Source organism: Nocardia sp. NBC_00403 (assembly GCF_036046055.1).
Classification (GTDB): Bacteria; Actinomycetota; Actinomycetes; order Mycobacteriales; family Mycobacteriaceae; genus Nocardia.
Genome location: NZ_CP107939.1, coordinates 7,135,753 through 7,153,644 on the forward strand (window position 1 = coordinate 7,135,753; position 17,892 = coordinate 7,153,644).

Annotated in this window: 18 protein-coding genes; 12 read left to right on the plus strand and 6 right to left on the minus strand. The window is 65.6% G+C overall.

The genetic code is table 11. The features are described from left to right. Positions 1-20: 20 nt before the first annotated feature. Complete coding sequence (locus OHQ90_RS32025) at positions 21-1,031, plus strand: LLM class flavin-dependent oxidoreductase (RefSeq protein WP_328403877.1); 1,011 nt, start codon at positions 21-23, stop codon at positions 1,029-1,031. A gap of 74 nt (positions 1,032-1,105) precedes the next feature. On the opposite strand, the gene OHQ90_RS32030 is transcribed toward OHQ90_RS32025, so the two are convergent. After that, a complete protein-coding gene (locus tag OHQ90_RS32030; protein WP_328413242.1) occupies positions 1,106-1,744 on the minus strand; it encodes a GntR family transcriptional regulator in 639 nt (212 codons plus the stop codon). 249 nt (positions 1,745-1,993) lie between these two features. On the opposite strand from OHQ90_RS32030, the gene OHQ90_RS32035 reads away from it, so the two are divergent. The 7 genes from OHQ90_RS32035 (at position 1,994) to OHQ90_RS32065 (ending at position 8,922) form a co-directional block, all read left to right on the plus strand. After that, positions 1,994-3,121 (plus strand): TIGR03364 family FAD-dependent oxidoreductase, encoded by a 1,128-nt coding sequence (locus OHQ90_RS32035; protein ID WP_328403879.1) that lies wholly within the window; start codon positions 1,994-1,996, stop codon positions 3,119-3,121. Positions 3,122-3,129: 8 nt separating this feature from the next. After that, entirely contained in the window at positions 3,130-3,819 is a 690-nt protein-coding gene (locus tag OHQ90_RS32040) for a phosphonatase-like hydrolase (RefSeq protein ID WP_328413244.1), read from the plus strand. A gap of 81 nt (positions 3,820-3,900) precedes the next feature. Beyond that, positions 3,901-4,971 carry a 2-aminoethylphosphonate ABC transporter substrate-binding protein gene (locus tag OHQ90_RS32045; RefSeq protein ID WP_328403881.1) on the plus strand — a complete coding sequence of 357 codons (1,071 nt, stop codon included), beginning with the start codon at positions 3,901-3,903 and terminating at the stop codon, positions 4,969-4,971. Between the two features lie 25 nt (positions 4,972-4,996). After that, complete coding sequence (locus tag OHQ90_RS32050) at positions 4,997-6,241, plus strand: ABC transporter ATP-binding protein (RefSeq protein ID WP_328403883.1); 1,245 nt, start codon at positions 4,997-4,999, stop codon at positions 6,239-6,241. Positions 6,242-6,410: 169 nt separating this feature from the next. Continuing rightward, the gene (locus OHQ90_RS32055; RefSeq protein WP_328403885.1) at positions 6,411-7,313 is read left to right on the plus strand and encodes a 2-aminoethylphosphonate ABC transporter permease subunit; all 903 of its coding nucleotides are present in this window, start codon (positions 6,411-6,413) and stop codon (positions 7,311-7,313) included. Between the two features lie 3 nt (positions 7,314-7,316). After that, positions 7,317-8,114 carry an ABC transporter permease subunit gene (locus OHQ90_RS32060; RefSeq protein WP_328403887.1) on the plus strand — a complete coding sequence of 266 codons (798 nt, stop codon included), beginning with the start codon at positions 7,317-7,319 and terminating at the stop codon, positions 8,112-8,114. A gap of 211 nt (positions 8,115-8,325) precedes the next feature. Beyond that, a complete protein-coding gene (locus OHQ90_RS32065; RefSeq protein ID WP_328403889.1) occupies positions 8,326-8,922 on the plus strand; it encodes a DUF4126 domain-containing protein in 597 nt (198 codons plus the stop codon). Positions 8,923-9,177: 255 nt separating this feature from the next. Here OHQ90_RS32065 and OHQ90_RS32070 read toward each other — a convergent pair whose 3' ends face one another. Further along, the gene (locus tag OHQ90_RS32070) at positions 9,178-9,537 is read right to left on the minus strand and encodes a DUF4254 domain-containing protein (RefSeq protein WP_328413245.1); all 360 of its coding nucleotides are present in this window, start codon (positions 9,535-9,537) and stop codon (positions 9,178-9,180) included. Between the two features lie 1,271 nt (positions 9,538-10,808). Here OHQ90_RS32070 and OHQ90_RS32075 point away from each other — a divergent pair. Next, positions 10,809-11,195 (plus strand): VOC family protein, encoded by a 387-nt coding sequence (locus OHQ90_RS32075; protein ID WP_328403891.1) that lies wholly within the window; start codon positions 10,809-10,811, stop codon positions 11,193-11,195. Between the two features lie 327 nt (positions 11,196-11,522). Here the strand turns inward: OHQ90_RS32075 and OHQ90_RS32080 are convergent, their stop codons facing one another. The 3 genes from OHQ90_RS32080 to OHQ90_RS32090 form a co-directional block, all read right to left on the minus strand. Then, positions 11,523-12,107: a hypothetical protein gene (locus tag OHQ90_RS32080; protein WP_328403893.1), complete on the minus strand. Its 585-nt coding sequence runs from the start codon at positions 12,105-12,107 to the stop codon at positions 11,523-11,525. A 385-nt stretch (positions 12,108-12,492) separates the two neighbouring features. Then, positions 12,493-12,651 carry a WHG domain-containing protein gene (locus tag OHQ90_RS32085; RefSeq protein ID WP_328413247.1) on the minus strand — a complete coding sequence of 53 codons (159 nt, stop codon included), beginning with the start codon at positions 12,649-12,651 and terminating at the stop codon, positions 12,493-12,495. A 166-nt stretch (positions 12,652-12,817) separates the two neighbouring features. Continuing rightward, positions 12,818-13,273: a hypothetical protein gene (locus OHQ90_RS32090; RefSeq protein WP_328403894.1), complete on the minus strand. Its 456-nt coding sequence runs from the start codon at positions 13,271-13,273 to the stop codon at positions 12,818-12,820. Positions 13,274-13,941: 668 nt separating this feature from the next. Here OHQ90_RS32090 and OHQ90_RS32095 point away from each other — a divergent pair. Then, the gene (locus OHQ90_RS32095) at positions 13,942-15,327 is read left to right on the plus strand and encodes a flavin monoamine oxidase family protein (protein WP_328413249.1); all 1,386 of its coding nucleotides are present in this window, start codon (positions 13,942-13,944) and stop codon (positions 15,325-15,327) included. A gap of 150 nt (positions 15,328-15,477) precedes the next feature. Here the strand turns inward: OHQ90_RS32095 and OHQ90_RS32100 are convergent, their stop codons facing one another. After that, positions 15,478-15,912 (minus strand): hypothetical protein, encoded by a 435-nt coding sequence (locus tag OHQ90_RS32100; RefSeq protein ID WP_328403896.1) that lies wholly within the window; start codon positions 15,910-15,912, stop codon positions 15,478-15,480. A gap of 128 nt (positions 15,913-16,040) precedes the next feature. On the opposite strand from OHQ90_RS32100, the gene OHQ90_RS32105 reads away from it, so the two are divergent. Together OHQ90_RS32105 and OHQ90_RS32110 are read left to right on the plus strand one after the other, a co-directional pair. Then, positions 16,041-16,670 carry a TetR family transcriptional regulator gene (locus tag OHQ90_RS32105; protein WP_328403898.1) on the plus strand — a complete coding sequence of 210 codons (630 nt, stop codon included), beginning with the start codon at positions 16,041-16,043 and terminating at the stop codon, positions 16,668-16,670. A gap of 134 nt (positions 16,671-16,804) precedes the next feature. Further along, positions 16,805-17,665: a helix-turn-helix domain-containing protein gene (locus tag OHQ90_RS32110; RefSeq protein WP_328403900.1), complete on the plus strand. Its 861-nt coding sequence runs from the start codon at positions 16,805-16,807 to the stop codon at positions 17,663-17,665. Positions 17,666-17,892 lie beyond the last annotated feature (227 nt).

A 17,892-nucleotide genomic window follows, 5' to 3' on the forward strand; every position in this document is an offset into this window, starting at 1 on the left:
TCGAGGACGGGACTCCAGCCGTGGAATTGGGACTTACGACGTTTGCCGAGTTGTACGCGGTCGGCGATCGCCCCGCGCCGAGCGCCGGGGAACGGCTGCGCGAGGTGGTCGAGGAGGCAATGGCGACCGAGGCAGCAGGACTGGACGTCTATGGCGTCGGCGAGCATCACCGCAAGGACTTCGCGGCGTCGTCGCCTGCCGTGGTACTGGCGGCGATTGCGGCGCGGACCGAGCGGATTCAACTGACCAGCGCGGTCACTGTGCTGAGTTCAGCAGATCCGGTACGCGTGTACCAGGATTTCGCAACGCTGGACGGGCTATCCAAGGGCCGCGCCGAGCTGATGGCCGGCCGCGGCTCGTTCACGGAGTCGTTCCCGCTGTTCGGTTACGACCTCGCCGACTACAACGAGCTCTTCGAGGAGAAGTTGGCACTGCTGCTGAATCTTCGCGAGGACCAGCCGGTGAACTGGGCGGGCAAGTTCCGGGCTCCACTGCGGGGCGCGGTCGCGTATCCGCGCACCGAAAACCGGCCGTTGCCGGTGTGGATTGCCGTGGGCGGCAGTCCTGAGTCGGTCATCCGAGCCGGGCTGCTCGGACTGCCGTTGGCGATCGCGATCATCGGCGGCGAGCCCGCACGGTTCAAGCCGCTGGTCGATCTCTACCACCGCGCTCTCGAAGAAGGCGGACACGATAAGCAACCGGTGGCGGTGCACGCGCACGGCTACATCGCCGACACCGATGAGCAAGCCGTCGCGGATTTCTACGAGCCGTATGCACTCGCGATGAGCACCATCGGTCGCGAACGCGGCTGGGGTCCGATGACAAGGGCCCAGTTCGACGGTCTGCGCTCACAAAGCGGTTCACTGTTCGTCGGCACGCCGGACTACGTGGCGGCCAAGGTCGCCGATATTCGCGACACCCTTGGACTGGATCGGTTCATGCTGCACACCAGCGTCGGCACACTGCCGCACGAGAAGGTGCTGCACAACATCCAACTCCTCGGCGAGAAGGTGGCACCGCAGGTCCGCTGATAGGCGGGAAGCCGCACACCACGCCAGGCGACCAGCATCGCAGGGCGCGGCGTTCGGTCTCCCGCGGCCGCTGCCTACTTGGAGAGCTGGGCTTCGAAAGCGATCCGGTCGCCGCGATACAGCGACCGGACTCGCTCGATCGGCTCTCCCTTCCCGTCGACACTGCGGCGGTTCAGCAGCAAAAGCGGTAGGGCCGTGGTGCATTCGAGCAGAGCGGCTTCGCGCGGGGAGGCGAGAACCGTCTCGATACGTTCGGTCGCCCTGCCCAACTCGACACCCGACGCACGCACGGCCGCGTACAGCGACGTGGTGGGGTCATAGGTGTCGTACAAAGCACGGAAGCGGGCGAGCGGCAGGAAAGTGCTCTCCAATCCGATGCGCTCACCATCGGCGAGCAGCACTCGCTCGAGGTGCATCACCGGAGTGCCGAGCGCGAGCCCGAGCACGTCGGCGGTGTCGGCGTCGGCGGGCACATCCTCCCAATTGACCAGCAGTCGACCGGGCACCCGACCGAAGCTGATCGCGCCTTCGGTATAGGAACGCAACGACAACGGCTGCACCATCTTCGGCCGCGACACCACGGTGCCCCGGCCCTGGCGCCGAATCCTGCCTTCCACCAATAGATCTCGCAGCGCTTGCCGGACGGTTTCGCGGGCGACCTCGAACCGGACGGCCAGGTCACGTTCGGAAGGGACCGGGTCGCCCTCGGACATGCCACTCAGAATTTCTTCGAGTTCCGTGCGCACCAGATACGACTTGGGCAATCGACTCGGCTGCGCAGAATCAATGCGCCCGCCGTACCTTTCATCGCTGCCGGCCGTCACCGCCGCTGGGGCGTCGACCCCCGCCACGTCCACTCCGTCCATACCGACAGCGTACCCATGATTGGTCTATACCAATTATTAACCTAGCGTTTGCGCAAGAAACACCCATCGGTCTAGACCAATGCTCACTATGTGTCCATGCGATTGGTCATCATCGGAGGCGGAATCCTCGGCACCGCACACGCCCTGGCCGCGATCGGCCGTGGGCACGAGGTCGTGCAGGTGGAGCGGGAGCCCGAAGCCCGCGGCGCCACGGTACGAAACTTCGGTCTGGTGTGGGTCTCCGGGCGCTCGGCCACGGAGCTCGATCTCACCCTGCGGTCCCGGCAGCTGTGGGAGGAGATCGGCGGCCGGGTCCCCGGCGTCGGGTTCCGCCCCGCGGGATCGATCACGCTGGTGCGCACACCCGCGGAACTCGCCGTCGCCGAGGCCGCCGCCGCAGACCCGAGCGCGCAGGTCCGCGGCTTCGAATTGCTCGAGCCGGAGCAGGTGCGCGCGATCAACCCCGCCCTGCGCGGCAAATTCCTTGCGGGACTGCATTGTTCGACCGACGCCGCAGTGGAGTCGCGCCAGACGCTGCCCGCGCTGCGCGCGCATATGGCGGCCTCGGGCCGCTACACCTTCTACCCGGGCACCGAGGCCAGGTCGGTCACCGACACCGGTTCCGGCGCCACCGTAATCGACGACCAAGGCCGCAACCACGACGCCGATCTGGTGCTCGACTGCCCCGGCGCGGCACACTCCGGCCTGACCCGCGAACTGGTCGGGACCATCCCGGTCCGCCGCGTCCGGCTGCAGATGATGCAGACCGCGCCGCTGGGCGAGCCGCTCACCACCGCCATCGCCGACGGCGACAGCTTCAGGTACTACCCGGGATTCGCGGGCGCCGAGACCGACGCACTGAACCGGGAGCAGTCCCAGACCGCCACCGCCGCCGAGCACAAGATGCAACTGCTGTGCGTGCAGCGTCTGCACGGCGGCCTCACCATCGGCGACACCCATGAATACGAGGAGCCTTTCGCCTTCGACGTGGACGAGGCGCCCTACGAACACCTCACCGCCATCGCCGAGGAAATGCTCGGACGCAAACTGCCGCAGGTGGTTCGGCGCTGGGCCGGTGTCTACAGCCAGAGCATCGACCCCACCGCCATCGTCACCCGAGCCGAGGCCGACGAGCACATCTGGGTGATCACCGGCCCCGGCGGCCGCGGCATGACCCTCGGCCCCGTCCTCGGCGAGGAAACCGCCGACCTACTCAATTTGTGAGGAACGCTGTGCCGGACAAGAACATCCGACTGGCCGTGCTCGACATGGCAGGCACCACTGTCGCCGACGGCGGCCTGGTGCTGCGCGCCTTCGACATCGCCGCCACCGCCGCGGGCATCGAAACCGAAGGCCCCGAACGAGACACAGCGCGCAAGTACGTACTCGACACCATGGGTCAGTCGAAGATCGCGGTGTTTCGCGCCCTGCTCGGCGACGAAGACCGCGCCGAGCAGGGCAACCGCGCCTTCGAGGCCGCCTACGAGGCACTGATCGACGAGGCCGACATCACGCCGATTCCCGGTGCGGCCGAGGCGATCCGCGCGCTGCGCGCTGGGGGTGTGAAGGTCGCGCTCACTACGGGCTTCAGCCGCAGCACCCAGGACCGGCTACTGAATGCCCTCGGCTGGAACGACATTGCCGATCTGAGCCTGGCGCCGTCCGATGCCGGGCGCGGACGCCCCTACCCCGACATGGTCCTCACCGCACTGCTGCGCCTCGGCGTCGACGCCGTCGATCAGGTTGCGGTGCTCGGCGATACGACCAGCGATATCGGCACCGGCCTCGCCGCCGGCGCCCGGATCGTGGCGGGCACCCTGACCGGCGCGCACGACGAAGACCAGCTACGCGCCGCAGGCGCCACCCACGTGGTGGCGTCGGTCACCGAGTTCGCCGAGCTGGTGCTCGCCGACCGAACCTGATCCGTCACCCCCGACGGAGCCGAGGAAACCACCCGCCCCCTTCGACACCTCACTCGACACGAACCGAAAGTTGCAGCAATCGTGCGTACTTCGAACACACAGGACCGCCTGACACGCACCATCTCCCGCACCGCGCTGATCATCGCGTCCGTCTCTGCTGTCGCACTCACCGCAGGATGCGGTGGCACCGGCACCGACAGCGGCGACGGCAAGACCGTCACCGTGTACTCCGCCGACGGCGTCGGCAGCTGGTACACCACCCAGTTCGCCGAATTCGAGAAGCAGACCGGCATCTCGGTCGACCTGGTCGAGGCGGGCTCCGGCGAAGTCGTCAACCGGGTGGACAAGGAACAGTCCAACCCGCAGGCCGACGTGCTCGTCACGCTGCCGCCATTCATTCAGAAGGCGAAAAGCGCCGGGCTGCTGCAGGACAGCGGTGTCGACACCACCGCGGTCGCGGCCGCCGACAAAGACCCCGAAGGCAAGTACGTCACCCTCGCGGGCAACTACTCGAGCTTCATCGCCAACCCCTCCGTGGACACCACCCACATCACCTGGGACGACCTGCTGAAGCCGGAGTACAAGGGCAAGCTGCAGTACTCGACCCCCGGTCAGGCCGGCGACGGCACCGCGGTGCTGATCCTGCTGCAGAACCTGCTCGGCAAGCAGGGTGCGCTGGACTACCTCGGCAAGCTGCAAGCCAACAATGTCGGCCCCTCGTCCTCCACGGGCAAGCTGCAGGCCAAGGTCGACAAGGGTGAGCTGGTCGTCGCCAATGGCGATGTCCAGATGAACCTGGCCAACATCAAGGACAAGGGTTCCAAGTTCACCCTCTTCTTCCCCGCCGCTGCCGACGGCAAGCGCTCCACCGTTGCCGTGCCGTACGTGATGGGCATGGCCAAGGGCGCCCCGCACAAGCCGGCGGCCGAGAAGCTGATGGAGTTCCTGCTGTCGGCCGATGCGCAGAAGACGCTGCCCGATGCCTTCGCGGTGCCTGCTCGCACCGAGCTGCGCGACGCGCCCGCAACCGGCACCGGACCCTCGGCAGCCGCGACGCTCAAAGGTGTCGAGATCGTAAACGTCGATTGGAACAAGGTGCTTCGAGAACTGGACGGCGACGTTGCCGCGTACCAGCAGGCCACCGGTAGCTAGTTCGCCAGAAGTGAGGAGCCGCAACATGTCCGACGGTGACGCGCCCCCGAAATCGTCCCCCGTGACCACCACCGCGATCGCAACCGCGCCGGCCACCGCGCCCACCGGCGTCGAACCCGCCATCGTGTTCGACCGGGTCGGGGTCAGCTACGGCCGCGGTCGCAAGACCACCGTCGCACTGACCGATTTCACACTGCGCGTCGCCGCCGGGGAGACGGTCGCGCTCCTCGGCCCCAGCGGCTCGGGCAAGTCGACCGCGCTCGAGGCACTGGCCGGATTCGTCCGGCCCACCTCGGGTGCGGTACGGCTGTCCGGCCGCGACGTCACCGACCTTTCCCCCGCCAAGCGCGGGATCGGCGTCGTGGTGCAGTCCTACGCACTGTTTCCGCATATGAGCGTGCACAGCAATGTCGCTTTCGGCTTGAAGTCACATCGCGTGCCGCGCAAAGACATTGATGGGCGGGTAGCCGAGGCACTTGCCATGGTCGGCATGACCGCCTACGCCGAGCGCCTGCCCCGTGAGCTGTCCGGTGGTCAGCAGCAGCGCGTCGCGATCGCCCGGGCACTTGCGATCCGACCGAAGGTACTTCTGCTGGACGAACCACTGGCCGCGCTCGACGCCCAGCTGCGGCAGTCGATGCTCGGCGAGCTCCAGGAGTTGCGAAAGGCGTTGCCGGACACGGCGATGCTGTATGTCACCCATGATCAGTCCGAAGCATTGGCGCTGGCGGATCGGATCGCGGTGATGCGCGATGCGCGGCTTGTCGATATCGACACCGCCGAAAACCTATGGCAGCGCCCACCCACCGGGTTCACCGCCGGCTTCCTCGGCGGCGCAAACCTGTTGCCGTGCACCGTCAATCGAGTGTCCGGCACCTCGGCTCTAGTCACGGTCGGCACGCACACGCTACGCGCCGATGCGCCGCACCCGGGTGTCGGACGCCCAGGTTGGGCAGTGGATTCGGCTGCACTGCTGTGCATTCGGCCGCACACCGTGCAGATCGGCGCGACTTCGGAGCGCAATGCCGTGCGCGGCACTGTGGTTTCCAGCGTCTGGCGCGGCGCGGTCACGCACGTGCATCTGACGATCGACGGACTCACCGACGAGATCAGCGTCGACGTACCCGGCCACTTCGATACCGAGGCTGGAGCGGTGCTCGGCGTCCGGTTCCCGGACCCGGCCGGCGTGCTGATCCCACCGACACTCGGATCCGAATTCGACAGTTCCGCAACCGATTCCGTTGCGGATGTGCTGGGAGCGCAAGTATGAGGGGCTGCGCGCTCCCGGACCGGCCGGTCGGCGCGCTCGCGTCCGACCCGGCCGGTGCCCCGACTCTGGCCGGACCGAGCTCGGACTCGCGACGGTGCGGTGGACCGGATCTCGGACTCGCGACGACTGCCGCCATGAACTGGGTCACCGCGGGCGTCGGGTGGCGACCATGAGCGCCTCCGCGATACTCGAATCCCCTGCCGAGACCGTCGCCGCACCGTCGCCTACACAGGGGCGCACCTGGCGGCCGGTGCTCTGGAGCCTGCCGCCGCTGCTGGTGGTCGTGGTCATCGCGGTGTACCCGATCGTGCGGGTGCTCGCCGAATCCACGGTGACCCCGGAAGGCCGCGGCACGGCCGTCTGGTCGCGGGTGCTCGGCTCGGAGTCGTTCCGTGATGCGTTGTGGCGCACCATTTCCATTGCGGTCTTCTCGACGGCCGGGTGCCTGACCCTCGGCACTGTTCTGGCGATCGTGCTGGCGTTCGTCCCTTTCCCCGGTTCCACGCTGGCCGGCCGTCTGATCGACACGATCTTGACCATGCCGTCATTCCTCATCACGCTCGCCTTCACCTTCCTGTACGGCACGGCGGGCGCGGTGAACGCACTTGCCACCGAGATCACCGGCCGCACCACACCGCTGCTGGACTTCCTGAGCACCCCGCTCGGGGTGATCCTCGCCGAAATCACCTTCTTCACACCGTTCGTGGTGCGACCGCTGCTGGCCGGTTTCGCCCAGCTGCCGCGCGAGCAACTGGACGTCGCTGCCAGCCTCGGTGCATCGCCATGGCGAGTGTTGCGTCAGGTGGTCATGCCCGAAGCGTGGCCGGCGCTGGCCGCGGGCGGCAGTCTCGTACTTCTGCTGACGCTCAACGAGTTCGGCATCGTGCTGTTCACCGGCGCGAAGGGCGTGACAACGCTGCCCGCCTTGATCTACACCCGCGGCATCGTGACCTTCGATCTGCCGGGCGCGGCGGTGCTCGCCACCGTGCAGGTGCTGCTGTCGCTGAGTCTGTACATCGGCTATCGGTTGATCTTCGCCCGAGTCACCGGACCCACGAGAAAGGAGCGCTGACCCATGCTGGTGTGGACACGACGCGGACGGGCCATGGTGCTCACAGTCTTCGCACTCATCGTGCTCGTGGTGTTCCTCGCCCCGATTGCCACCGTGGCCGCCGCGGCGCTGGCCGGTAGCTGGACCGGTCCGCTGCCCTCGGATCCGGGTCTGTCGAACTTCCGGCAGGCCTTGTCCGGCCAGGAGGCGGCCAGCTTGTCGGTGAGCCTGCAGACCGCTCTGTTGGCGGGCGGACTCGCCCTGGTGCTGGGCACCTGGGCGGCGCTCGCCGCGCGCGAGGCGCCCGACTGGTGGCGAAAGTTCACCGATGCGGTGTTCCATCTACCGGTCGCGGTGCCCTCCGTCGCCATCGGTCTCGGGGTGCTGATCGCGTTCAACGAGCGGCCGCTGCTGCTGGGTGGCACCAAATGGATTGTCATCGTGGCCCATTCGGTGCTGGTGCTCGCCTACGCCTTCAGTGCCGTCACCGCGGCGCTCGATCGCCTAGATCCCGCCTACCGACAGGCCGCGGAGTCGCTCGGCGCGGGACCGTTGCGGGTGCTATTGCTGGTGACGCTGCCCTTGTTGCTCCCTGCCCTCGGCGCGGCAACCGGTCTGGCAGTCGCCCTGTCCATGGGCGAGCTGGGCGCGACGATCATGGTCTACCCCGCAACCTGGAAGACATTGCCGGTCACCATCTTCGGGCTCACCGACCGCGGCGAGGTATTCGACGCAGCCGCCAGCACCTGCCTGCTGCTGCTGGTGACGCTGGTCGCCTTGGTCGCCCTCGGTCGCTTGAAGAGCCGTGCCGCATTGCGTTGAGCATGAGCCGCACAGCGTTCTTCCCGATCCGTACGGCGTCGAGCCCAGATCGGCACGGTGTCGAGCAGAACTGCGCGCCATCGAGCTCGGCCTCCGGGTCGGCGGTGAACTTGTCCGGCATCGAACCCCGAACGCGCAGTGTTGACCCCGAGCTACGCGGCATCGGCCCAGGCTGTGCGGCATCGAGCCCGAATCGCCCTACGATGACCAAGTGGAAGCACTTCCTCTGATCTTTACCGCAGGCTGGGCGAGCGGGGTCAATGCCTATGCCGTGATCTTCCTGTTGGGCATATTCGGCGCTACCGGCCTCTCCGACGACGTGCCGGAGGCGCTGCAGCGGACCGATGTGCTGATCGCCGCCGCTGTCCTGTTTCTCATCGAGGCCGTGGCCGACAAGATCCCGTACCTGGATTCCTTCTGGGACGCGCTGCACACCATCGTCCGGCCCGCATCGGGCGCCGTCGTTGCCGCGCTGCTGGCCGGCCAGGACGGCTCGCTCCCCCAGCTAGCCGCGGGCGCGGTGGGTGGAACCATCGCGCTGGTAAGCCATTTGGTCAAGGCGGGCACGCGAATGGCGATCAATACCTCGCCGGAGCCTGCGAGCAATATCGTGATGAGCGTGGTCGAGGACACCACCGTCGCCGGCATCGTCACCCTCGCCATTTTCTACCCGATCGCGGCCGCGGTCTGCGCGGGCATCCTGCTGCTGATCGGCGTGATTCTGGTGGTCTTGCTCGCCAGTAGAATCCGTCGCTACCTCGTTCGCCGCAGGCAGCGCCGAGCCGCGAGGCACGCCGCGACGGCTTGAGCACAGGCAGCACCGCAACGAGAGTGGCGGCAGCGAACACAGATCCACAGCGGGCGTGCCGCGCCAGTCGACCACGCGGCACGCCGGGCGGGGCGCCCCGTTGCGCCCGCCGTCACTGCCGGCGACATAAACATCCGAATGGACGCACTGGTCGGATGAATCGACATCCGGGACATCGCCTTTATGTCAGTGACGCTGTTGGGGCAGTGTCACCAATTCGCTGTGTCGCAAGAACGCGACCGTTGGTCGCGCGGCTCACTGCTCGGGTAAACGGCGGCGGCCCCCGGCCACGTCGGTCACGAGATCAGTGTACCCGTCAACTAGTTCGGCTAGGTGGTACCAATGTTTATGGGTACTGTCGCTGCGCGCACCGTCGACATCGATCGCCTGGTTCGCATCCACCCAGCTGCGAGCCATCCTGTCGACCACCGCACCCAGACTCTCGGTATGCAGTGCTGCGCCGTTGCGATGCTGCGGGATCTCCTGCGCGATCCATTCATTGATGTCGTCGACGAGTTCGCTTCGACGACAATCGATTTCTGATATCAGATGCGCATCGCGCACTTGCCCGCGTCGCGCGTGCAACTCCGCGAGCGCATGCGCAGAGCGCAGCAATTCACGATCTTGGAAACGTCGGCCTTGGAAGGCACACAATATTTGCGGAGCAGTCGGCAGCACCCCTACCGTCGGCGCGCTCATCCCCGTACCCCGAATTCACCCGACACCAACGCGCTTTGTACCAACATAATTGGCTCTCGATTCGGTTATCCCGGTCATCGGATCGGTTGTTCACAACTAGGCTAGCTGGATCATGCTCTTACAGATGCAAGAACGCAAGAGTGCGTCTGCATTGCTGCGCCTAGCGTGTGCCTACACCTTTCGGATGCCCGTATCCACAGCAGCGCAACAACTTCAACACACCCCGAACGGGGTAGCGTCCATGGGCGCAAGCGACGTGAACCCGCTGGTCCCGCGGCAAATAACACCCCAGCGCACCCGCGCACGGAACCGTTCAACCCTGCCGATCCCGACGCTGGAACCACCTCCGGCGAAGGCTGATCCGAGGTTCGTCTACGGCGCGCACACCCTCGACACGCCGGGACGAATCGTCTGTCGGGCGATCCTCGATGTCCTCGGATGAGCCTCTGGGGACCGGTTGGGCCAGCACGCCGGTAACGCTCGGATCACGCTGCACCGAGCCGAGAACGGCGCGGGGCGCGTCGGGGCGGCCCGGCGGATCCGGCTTCCGCTACAAGCACGCACCCTCGCGGACTGACTGTTGGCGACCAAGTGCTCCTACACCGCCCACACCGTGTTGGACATCCTCGGGCCCACCACCCTCGACGAGATAGCCATTCAATTGCCATCTCTGCGCGCATGCGAAGACGAGGTGGTGTCGTGAACGTGTCCGTGACATCGACGCCCGCAGCGTCGGAAGCTGATATCGCGGCAGTGAAGGCGGTCCTGGATCGGTTCAACGTGACCGTCACCGACCTGGTCGCGACTCCGCAATCACGCTCACCGGCACCGACTTTCACCGAGTACACGATGAAGGTGTTCGAGGCGATGAAACCCACCGGTACCCGCGACACCTACAGCTCGTACTGGCGCAAGCTCGTCAAGCATTGGCCCGATGAACGCATCGATGAACCCGCCGTCACCGACTTGGAGTGGTTGGTCAACACCCCCGACGCCGAACGCGAAATCCGCCGCGGCGACCGCGGCGACCGCGGCGGCCACGGCGTGGCCTACGCGGTTGTCAGCTCCCTGCGCTGCCTCTACAAGCACGCGGTCCGTGACGACATCATTGACCGCTTCGCCGCGCTGACAAGGAGAATCGTTGTTCGGAACAATCCCGAACAACCCGCACGCGTAATGTCGCATGGATGGCCTGCAGGATCACCGAACTCGTCATCAACTGTGCCGACCCACAACGGCTGGCGGACTTCTGGTGCGAAGTCCTCGGCTACGTCGAACTCGGCTGGGAGGACGGCGCCCTGGAGATCGGCCCGCCCGGAACCGGCTTCGGCGGCCCGCAGCCCACACTGGTGTTCAGCCGCGGCACCGAGCCGAAGCGCGGGAAGCTGCCGCTGCACATCGACGTGAACCCCACCGACCGCGATCAGGACGCGGAATTGGAGCGGCTGCTCGCCGCGGGTGCGCGGAAGGTCGACATCGGCCAGACCGGTGCCGAAACGTGGCACGTGCTGGCCGACCCGGAGGGGAACGAATTCTGCCTGCTCCGACGCCGAGTCGAGGCGGCGGAGAGCTGAAGGGCGGTCAGCTCACGTCGTCCCGCTGATGGTCTTGGTGAACACCGCTCTTACCGAGAGACACTCGCACGCTACGGCCGGTCTCGATGTTTGGTGATGGTGAAGTTACCGTTCGGAAAGTCAGCCATCAGTCTATTGTGTTGCCGCACAGTCGATCTTGGACCGAGTGGCGGGTTTTGCCGCGATAAAGACTTGAACCGCTGATCCGGAAGCACGACGATATTGCGGTGGCCGACAACTAGGCTGACAGTTGGATGTTCGCGGGTTGTCGCCAGGGATCGGTGGGCAGGGCGGGTGAGCAGCCCCGACTGGGCCTGGCCGGATTGTTCAGACGCGTTGAAATCGAGTCGGACCGAGGCGCAGATTTTCGCCTACCCATTGTTCGAGCTCGCTGAGCAGGTGTCGATGCGGCTCGTTGTCGTGGTAAACCATGGCAATGAGATCGGCCCCGGCAGCCATGTGATGGGCAAGGTCACGGACCCCGGAGTCATGGGCAGGGTCGTTTCCGACGGCGGTCAGCAACCCGTAGATCCGCAGCGCGGTAGCGTGAGCGGCTCGTCGCAGCTCGGTGGCGGCGTGATCGTCGAGGTCGGTCGGGGTCAGGAATTCATACAGCGTCTCACCACGGTCGGTGATGACATTGACGGTCCGTTCACCGGCGGCGTCGGTCAGCCACATTTCGGCGTCAGCGGTAATTTCGTAGACCAGGTCGTGCTCACGAACGCAATCAGGTCCGCGCGTTGTGGTGAGCAAGGCCAGGCTGGCTCGCCCGACCGCAAGAAAACCACTCAGTGCGTGTGCGAGCAACTGCTCGGCAGGACCGGATGAGCGGCACGGAAGTCGTTGCCCCACCATCGAAACCCAGCAGGTCAGATGCTCGGCGCCAGTGTCTGTCGCCCGGAATGGCGTCATATTTGGCATGCTACCCCGGACCTACACCGCAATCTGGCAGCAAAACGCGCCGGTGTTCCAGGATCAGTGCTCCCCGAACTCGGCGAAGAAGCCCATCACCCTCAGCAGCAGGTTCGCCATCGGCAAATCATTGCGGTGAAAGCCAGTGCTTCCTCGACGAATTCGACCCGCACCCCGGGCGCCCACGGCCATCCGGACCCGGCTCGGGCCATCGCCGATACGGGTTAGCCCACGTGCCCAGCCGACACCGCCGACGCGCCGATGGCGACCGGACAGCGAGGCATTTCGTCGACGCCATGAGATTGCGACGTGGCAACTCGCGTACGCGACCGAATTCGTGGCGATCACGCAGATACAGCCGCTACGGGCCGCTGCTTGGTCGTGGTCAGCGCGCCAGAAGGGTGTTCAGTTCGTCAGCGAACAGGAGGGCCGGGTCGAACTCCATTCCGGAGAAGTGGCCGGCGAGTTCGAGCGAGAGTACGCCGTGCAGTCGGGTCGTCCTTGCCCGCGCGGCGCTGAACCCGGGTGCGGGCCCGCGCGTGATCGACTGCGCGACATCGTGGCCCCATCAGCGGCACGCCTCCCGCACCGTCAGGATGCGGGATCGAATCGTAGGTGCGGTTCTACGTACCGAGCTCATCGCGCGCCACCGGCACGAACGCGCACACTGGATCAGCACGCCGGCCAAATAGACCGGCGTGCGGGCATTTTCAGGATACGAAAGTCGCGGAGGTGACAGCGACATCGGCGGAGCTGAAATACCACCCGATCCAGTTGTCGACATCCACCTGGATCCCATGACCACTTGCCGGACCGTTCGTGATCAACCACAGCCCGTTTCCGTACCCGGTCGCCGTGCTTACGCTGCCATCCGACCATGCGAACTCGGCCGCGCTGGTCGCACCGGGCGCATTCCACGGAATGGTCACACTGAATTGTCCGGCGCCGATACCCGGGAGCAGCGAACTGACGCACTCTCGCAGGGTGGCCTCCCGCCAGATGTTCCGCCCCGCGCTACCAGTGCCAGGGATCAATCGGCCACTCATCAGGCTGCCCTGCTGACAGCCCCCACTGCCGCCGCCCGGCTGAGCCTGCACCTGCGGCGTACCCAGCACCGATACCGCACACAGAACCGCCGCCATCAGCACGGCTCGACGAACAGACACGGCAACACCTCCCTGCGACAGGGACAGCAACCCGACACGGGCAGGCAGGGCGTCGCCGATGAACTCGCGACGCGCAGCACTGCTTAGTTGATCAGCAGTTTAGCGGTCTCGACGCGTACTCGTGGTTATCGTCGGATGGCCCGCCTTGGCGAAGGCCTGAGCACATCGCCCCGATCGCGAGACACTCGGCATCGGCGCTCCTATGCGATACCGATGCCGGCGTGTAGCGCAGGAGCGGACGCGGATGCTCGCGGGAACTTCCAATGCTGAACTGAGATCGTCTGGACCGTTCGGCGTGGACTCGGTAGACGTTTTCTGCGACGGCAGCGCGTAATTGATGCATGTCAAGAACTGATGAGTTGCTGCTCGCTCGGTGGCTCGCGATGGATGGCCACCCATATTTCCGTCCGGCGACCAACGGGACTCGAGCCGGGCGCGGATACCGGATGTCTCCGCATCATGAGGAAGCGGATGTGCGCCTTGCGATGCACCCCGGTGATGCGCTCTTCGGTTAACGGTTTGTGGCACTGCGGCTTTGCTATAGAATTGCCAGATTCGAGAGTAGGCCGAATCGAAGGCGATTTCGCGCCCGTTGTGTCGAGGGTGCGGCCAGTCGTGCGCCCGGCACAGCGGCCGGGCGCAGAACTCCAACACGAGGACGGCTCTCCATGACAGACGTCGACTATTGCGTGGTTGGTGGGGGATTCGCGGGATTGACGGCCGCCCTGCGGCTGAAACAGGCGGGTCGATCGGTGGCGGTGCTGGAAGCTAGGGACCGACTCGGCGGGCGCACGTTCACCGAAGTGCGCGAGGACGGGTCCTGGATCGATCGCGGTGGCGCCTGGATAGGGCCGGGGCAGGACCGGATCTATGCATTGATGAATGAGTTCGGCGTACCGAGCTACAAGCAGTACACCGACGGTGAGGCCATGATGGTGGTCGATGGCAAGCAGTACCGCTATACGGGCACGATCCCGTGGACGATGAGCCCTTGGGCAGCGCTGAACCTCGGTGCGGTTTTTCTCGAGCTGGGACGTATGTGCAAGTCGATTCCCCTCGAAGCTCCATGGACAGCGAAGAATGCCGACAAGTGGGATCAGATCACGCTGGCGCATTGGCTGGATAGCAATATTCTGTCCAAGCCCGCCCATGAGCTGCTCGAGACCGCCATCGCCGGCTGCTACACCTCGGCCGCCTCGGAGGTGTCGTTGCTCTTCGTGCTGTACCAGATGGCGTCGGGGGGTGGGCCGAGCTTCGTCCTCGGAGTCAAGGACGCGGCCGAGGATGCTCGACCCGTCGGCGGCATGGGTGCCATCTACCGGCCGATGGCTGCCGAGATCGGTGACTCGATCCACCTGTCGCAGCCGGTCCGGGACATCCATCAGGATGCCGACGGGGTGACGGTGCGCTCCGAGAAGTTGACCGTGCGCGCACGCCGGGTGATCGTGGCAGTTCCCTTGGCGATCGCAAGCCAGATCCGGTACGAACCGATACTGCCGGTCGATCGATCGTTCCTGCATCAGCGGATGCCGAGCGGTGCGATCTACAAGATTGCCGCCGTCTACGACGAGCCGTTCTGGCGTCGCGACGGGTTGTCGGGGCAGTCGGCCGCACCAGGATCGCCCGCAACCCTCACCATCGATGCCTGCACGGACACCGGGCGACCCGGGGTCATGTGCGTCATCACCGAGGGGCCTATCGCGCGGCAGATCGGACAACTCGACGAGGCCGAGCGGAGGGCGGCGATCCTCGATGCCCTCGCCGAGCGGTTCGGCGACTCGGCCCGCTCCCCCGTCGACTACATCGAGCAGAACTGGAGTGCCGAGCGCTATTCCGGTGGCGGGATGCTCAGTCACGCACCAACAGGTGTACTCACACAGTTCGGTCATGCCCTGCGCGAACCTTGCGGCCGCGTCCACTGGGCCGGAACCGAGAGCTCTGCCGTCATGTGCGGTTGGGTCGACGGAGCTATTCGCTCGGGTGAACGGGTAGCGAGCGAAGTGCTGGAACACGAAACCGTGACCGCACTCGGAGGCAGGCCAACTCATCTTTGAAAGCTGTCGGGCAGGTTTGCTCGTAGGCAGCGAGGCGTTGCTCAGCGCCGCGACGTTCACAGCGGCGCTGGTGGACCGAATACAGGCGGGTCGATGTCGCCATGAACGGCCCGGTGGATCCCGCGGACCCACCGAGCCGTAAGGATTCCTTCAGGCGGGAGCCAATTCTTCCGAGAGCCGACTGGTGATGGTGGTCAGCACACGGGCCGCGGTGGCCAGATCCTCGGCCGAAACGACACCATAGGCACGGGAGACGATCGCACCGGATTCGGCGCGCACCTTGGCGACCAGTGCGCGCCCCGCCTCGGTGACCTCGACCCGCGCATCGGGCAATTCGGCGACAAGTCCCGTCTCGACCAGTGCGTTCAATGCCGCCGCGACCGCGGCAGGCATCCACTGCGTCATACCGGCGATGCGGACAATGTGCGCGGCCCGCTCGACGGGAGCACCCGCGGCCGCCGCCTGATTCAGAGTGATCCACCGCTCCTCGTCGAGCGTGGTGCCTGCCAGCACACGGTTCAGGATCGCTGTGTGGTGCTTCTCGACCTGGCCGATGATCGACGGGGTCAGTGTGGTTGTGGTCATGTCGAGCTCCTTGATCGGGTGGTTCCTCCTTGCGACGCCATTCTGACACTGAGTTCCATTCGTGCGCAAGCCCTATATGGAACTCAGTTTGTTTCGTGCAGGAGAACCAACTGCGGTAGCATTCGAGCATGACCACGACTGGCGACCGCGCACTGCCTCTTCGCGAGCGCAAGCGACTACGCACCCGCCGCGCGCTCGCCGACGCAGCGCTGCGGTTGTTCACCGACAAAGGTTTCGACGCAACCACATTGGAGGAATTGGTCGACGAGGCCGAAGTGTCGCGCAGCACGTTCTTCCGCGCTTTTCCTGCCAAAGAAGCGGTGGCGATCGAGGCGGAAACCGAGATCTGGTCGAATTACCTTGCGACACTGGCGGATCGCGAGTTGTCAGGCCTCCTCATCAGCGATCTGCGTGATGCGCTGACCGAGGCGGCCACCACGCTCGAGCCGGAATGGGACCGTCGCTATATCGCCACTCGGCGGCTGGTCCGGACCGCGCCCGGCCTGCTCGCCTATGTGGAGTACTACCGCACCGGCGTCCAGCAGGAGGTAATCGACTGCCTGGCAAGCAAACTCGAACTGGACTCCGATGACCTGCGACTCCACATCCTCGCCGAGCTGACCACCTCCGCATGGAGCGTCGCGGGCAGGGACTGGGTCCGCAACGACGGGGAAGGCGGGCGTAAGACCCTCATCGAGCGTCTGCACGGCGCGTTCGCGGCAATACCTGCCAGCCTGGAACTGTCGGCACACGACTAGCAGGATCGGTGGCGGTAAGCTCAGCCGAAATGACCACACTCTCGGTGTGGATCTGCTGGACTGGGTGGACTCTTACCAATGTGCGAACGCAGTAGTGCGTTCCGAGTAGGACGCCCGGCGAAAGGGTAGATGTCATGGCAGGCAAGCGGACGGTCCTGACCGCGGGACTGCGCCGACTCTCGGTGCTGCTGTTCGATATGCGCGAACAGTCCGGTCTCAGCAAAGAGGAAGTCAGCAGCAAGACCGGGATCAACATCACCACGCTGTACCGCATCGAGACCGCTCAAGCTCGCCCGCAGCGACGCACGCTGATGGCGATGCTCGACCTGTACGGCGTCACCGAACTCCAGCGCGAGGACGCGCTGGAGTTGCTGTCGGACGCGCTCAAGCCCGGCATGTCGCGGCCGTACGAGGCCAGCCTGACCGACGTGTACGCCGCCTACATCAACTTCGAATCCGAGGCGCTCTCGGCCAGGCACTACCAAACCTCGTTCATCCCAGGGCTTTTGCAGACCGAGCAATACGCCATCGCGGTCATCGATACCTCCATGCCGAAGCTGGAGGCATCGGCATTGGAACGCCGCGCCAGGGCCAGGCTGGACCGGGCCGCGGTACTGACCAAGACCGATCCGCTCGAACTATGGGTAGTCCTCGACGAAGCCGCGATCCGCCGGATGGTCGGTGGACCCGAGGTCATGAACGGCCAGCTCATGCGACTGCTCGAGGAGATCAAGAAGAAGAACGTGATCTTGCAGATTCTGCCGTTCGGAGCGGGCGCGCACCCCGGCATGGCCGGATCCTTCACGCTGCTGGACTTCCCCAACCCGGCCGACCCGGAGCTGGTGTACGTGGAAGGCATCGCGGGCGACGAGCTGATCGAGGGTCACACCGAAATCCGCCGCTTCGGCGTGATCTTCGACCAGTTGCGCGCCATGGCCCTGAGCCCGCGCGACTCTATCGCCCTCATCAACGAGGCCGCGGCGCGCATGCGCTGATACTGCAACGGCACCTGTGTGAGTCGGTGCTGGTAGAGCTGTTGTGTGGTGCTGGATCGTGTTGTGGCGAAGTCGGATTCGCCCCGGCCTGGCTCAAAACCTCGAAAACCGTTGCTACAAAAGGGGAACCAGCACACTCGATGACGGCACTATCGCGCTCACACTGCCGGAGATCCTCCGACTGCCGATCGGGTTCGTCCTGACCCGACACCACCTCGCCGACCACA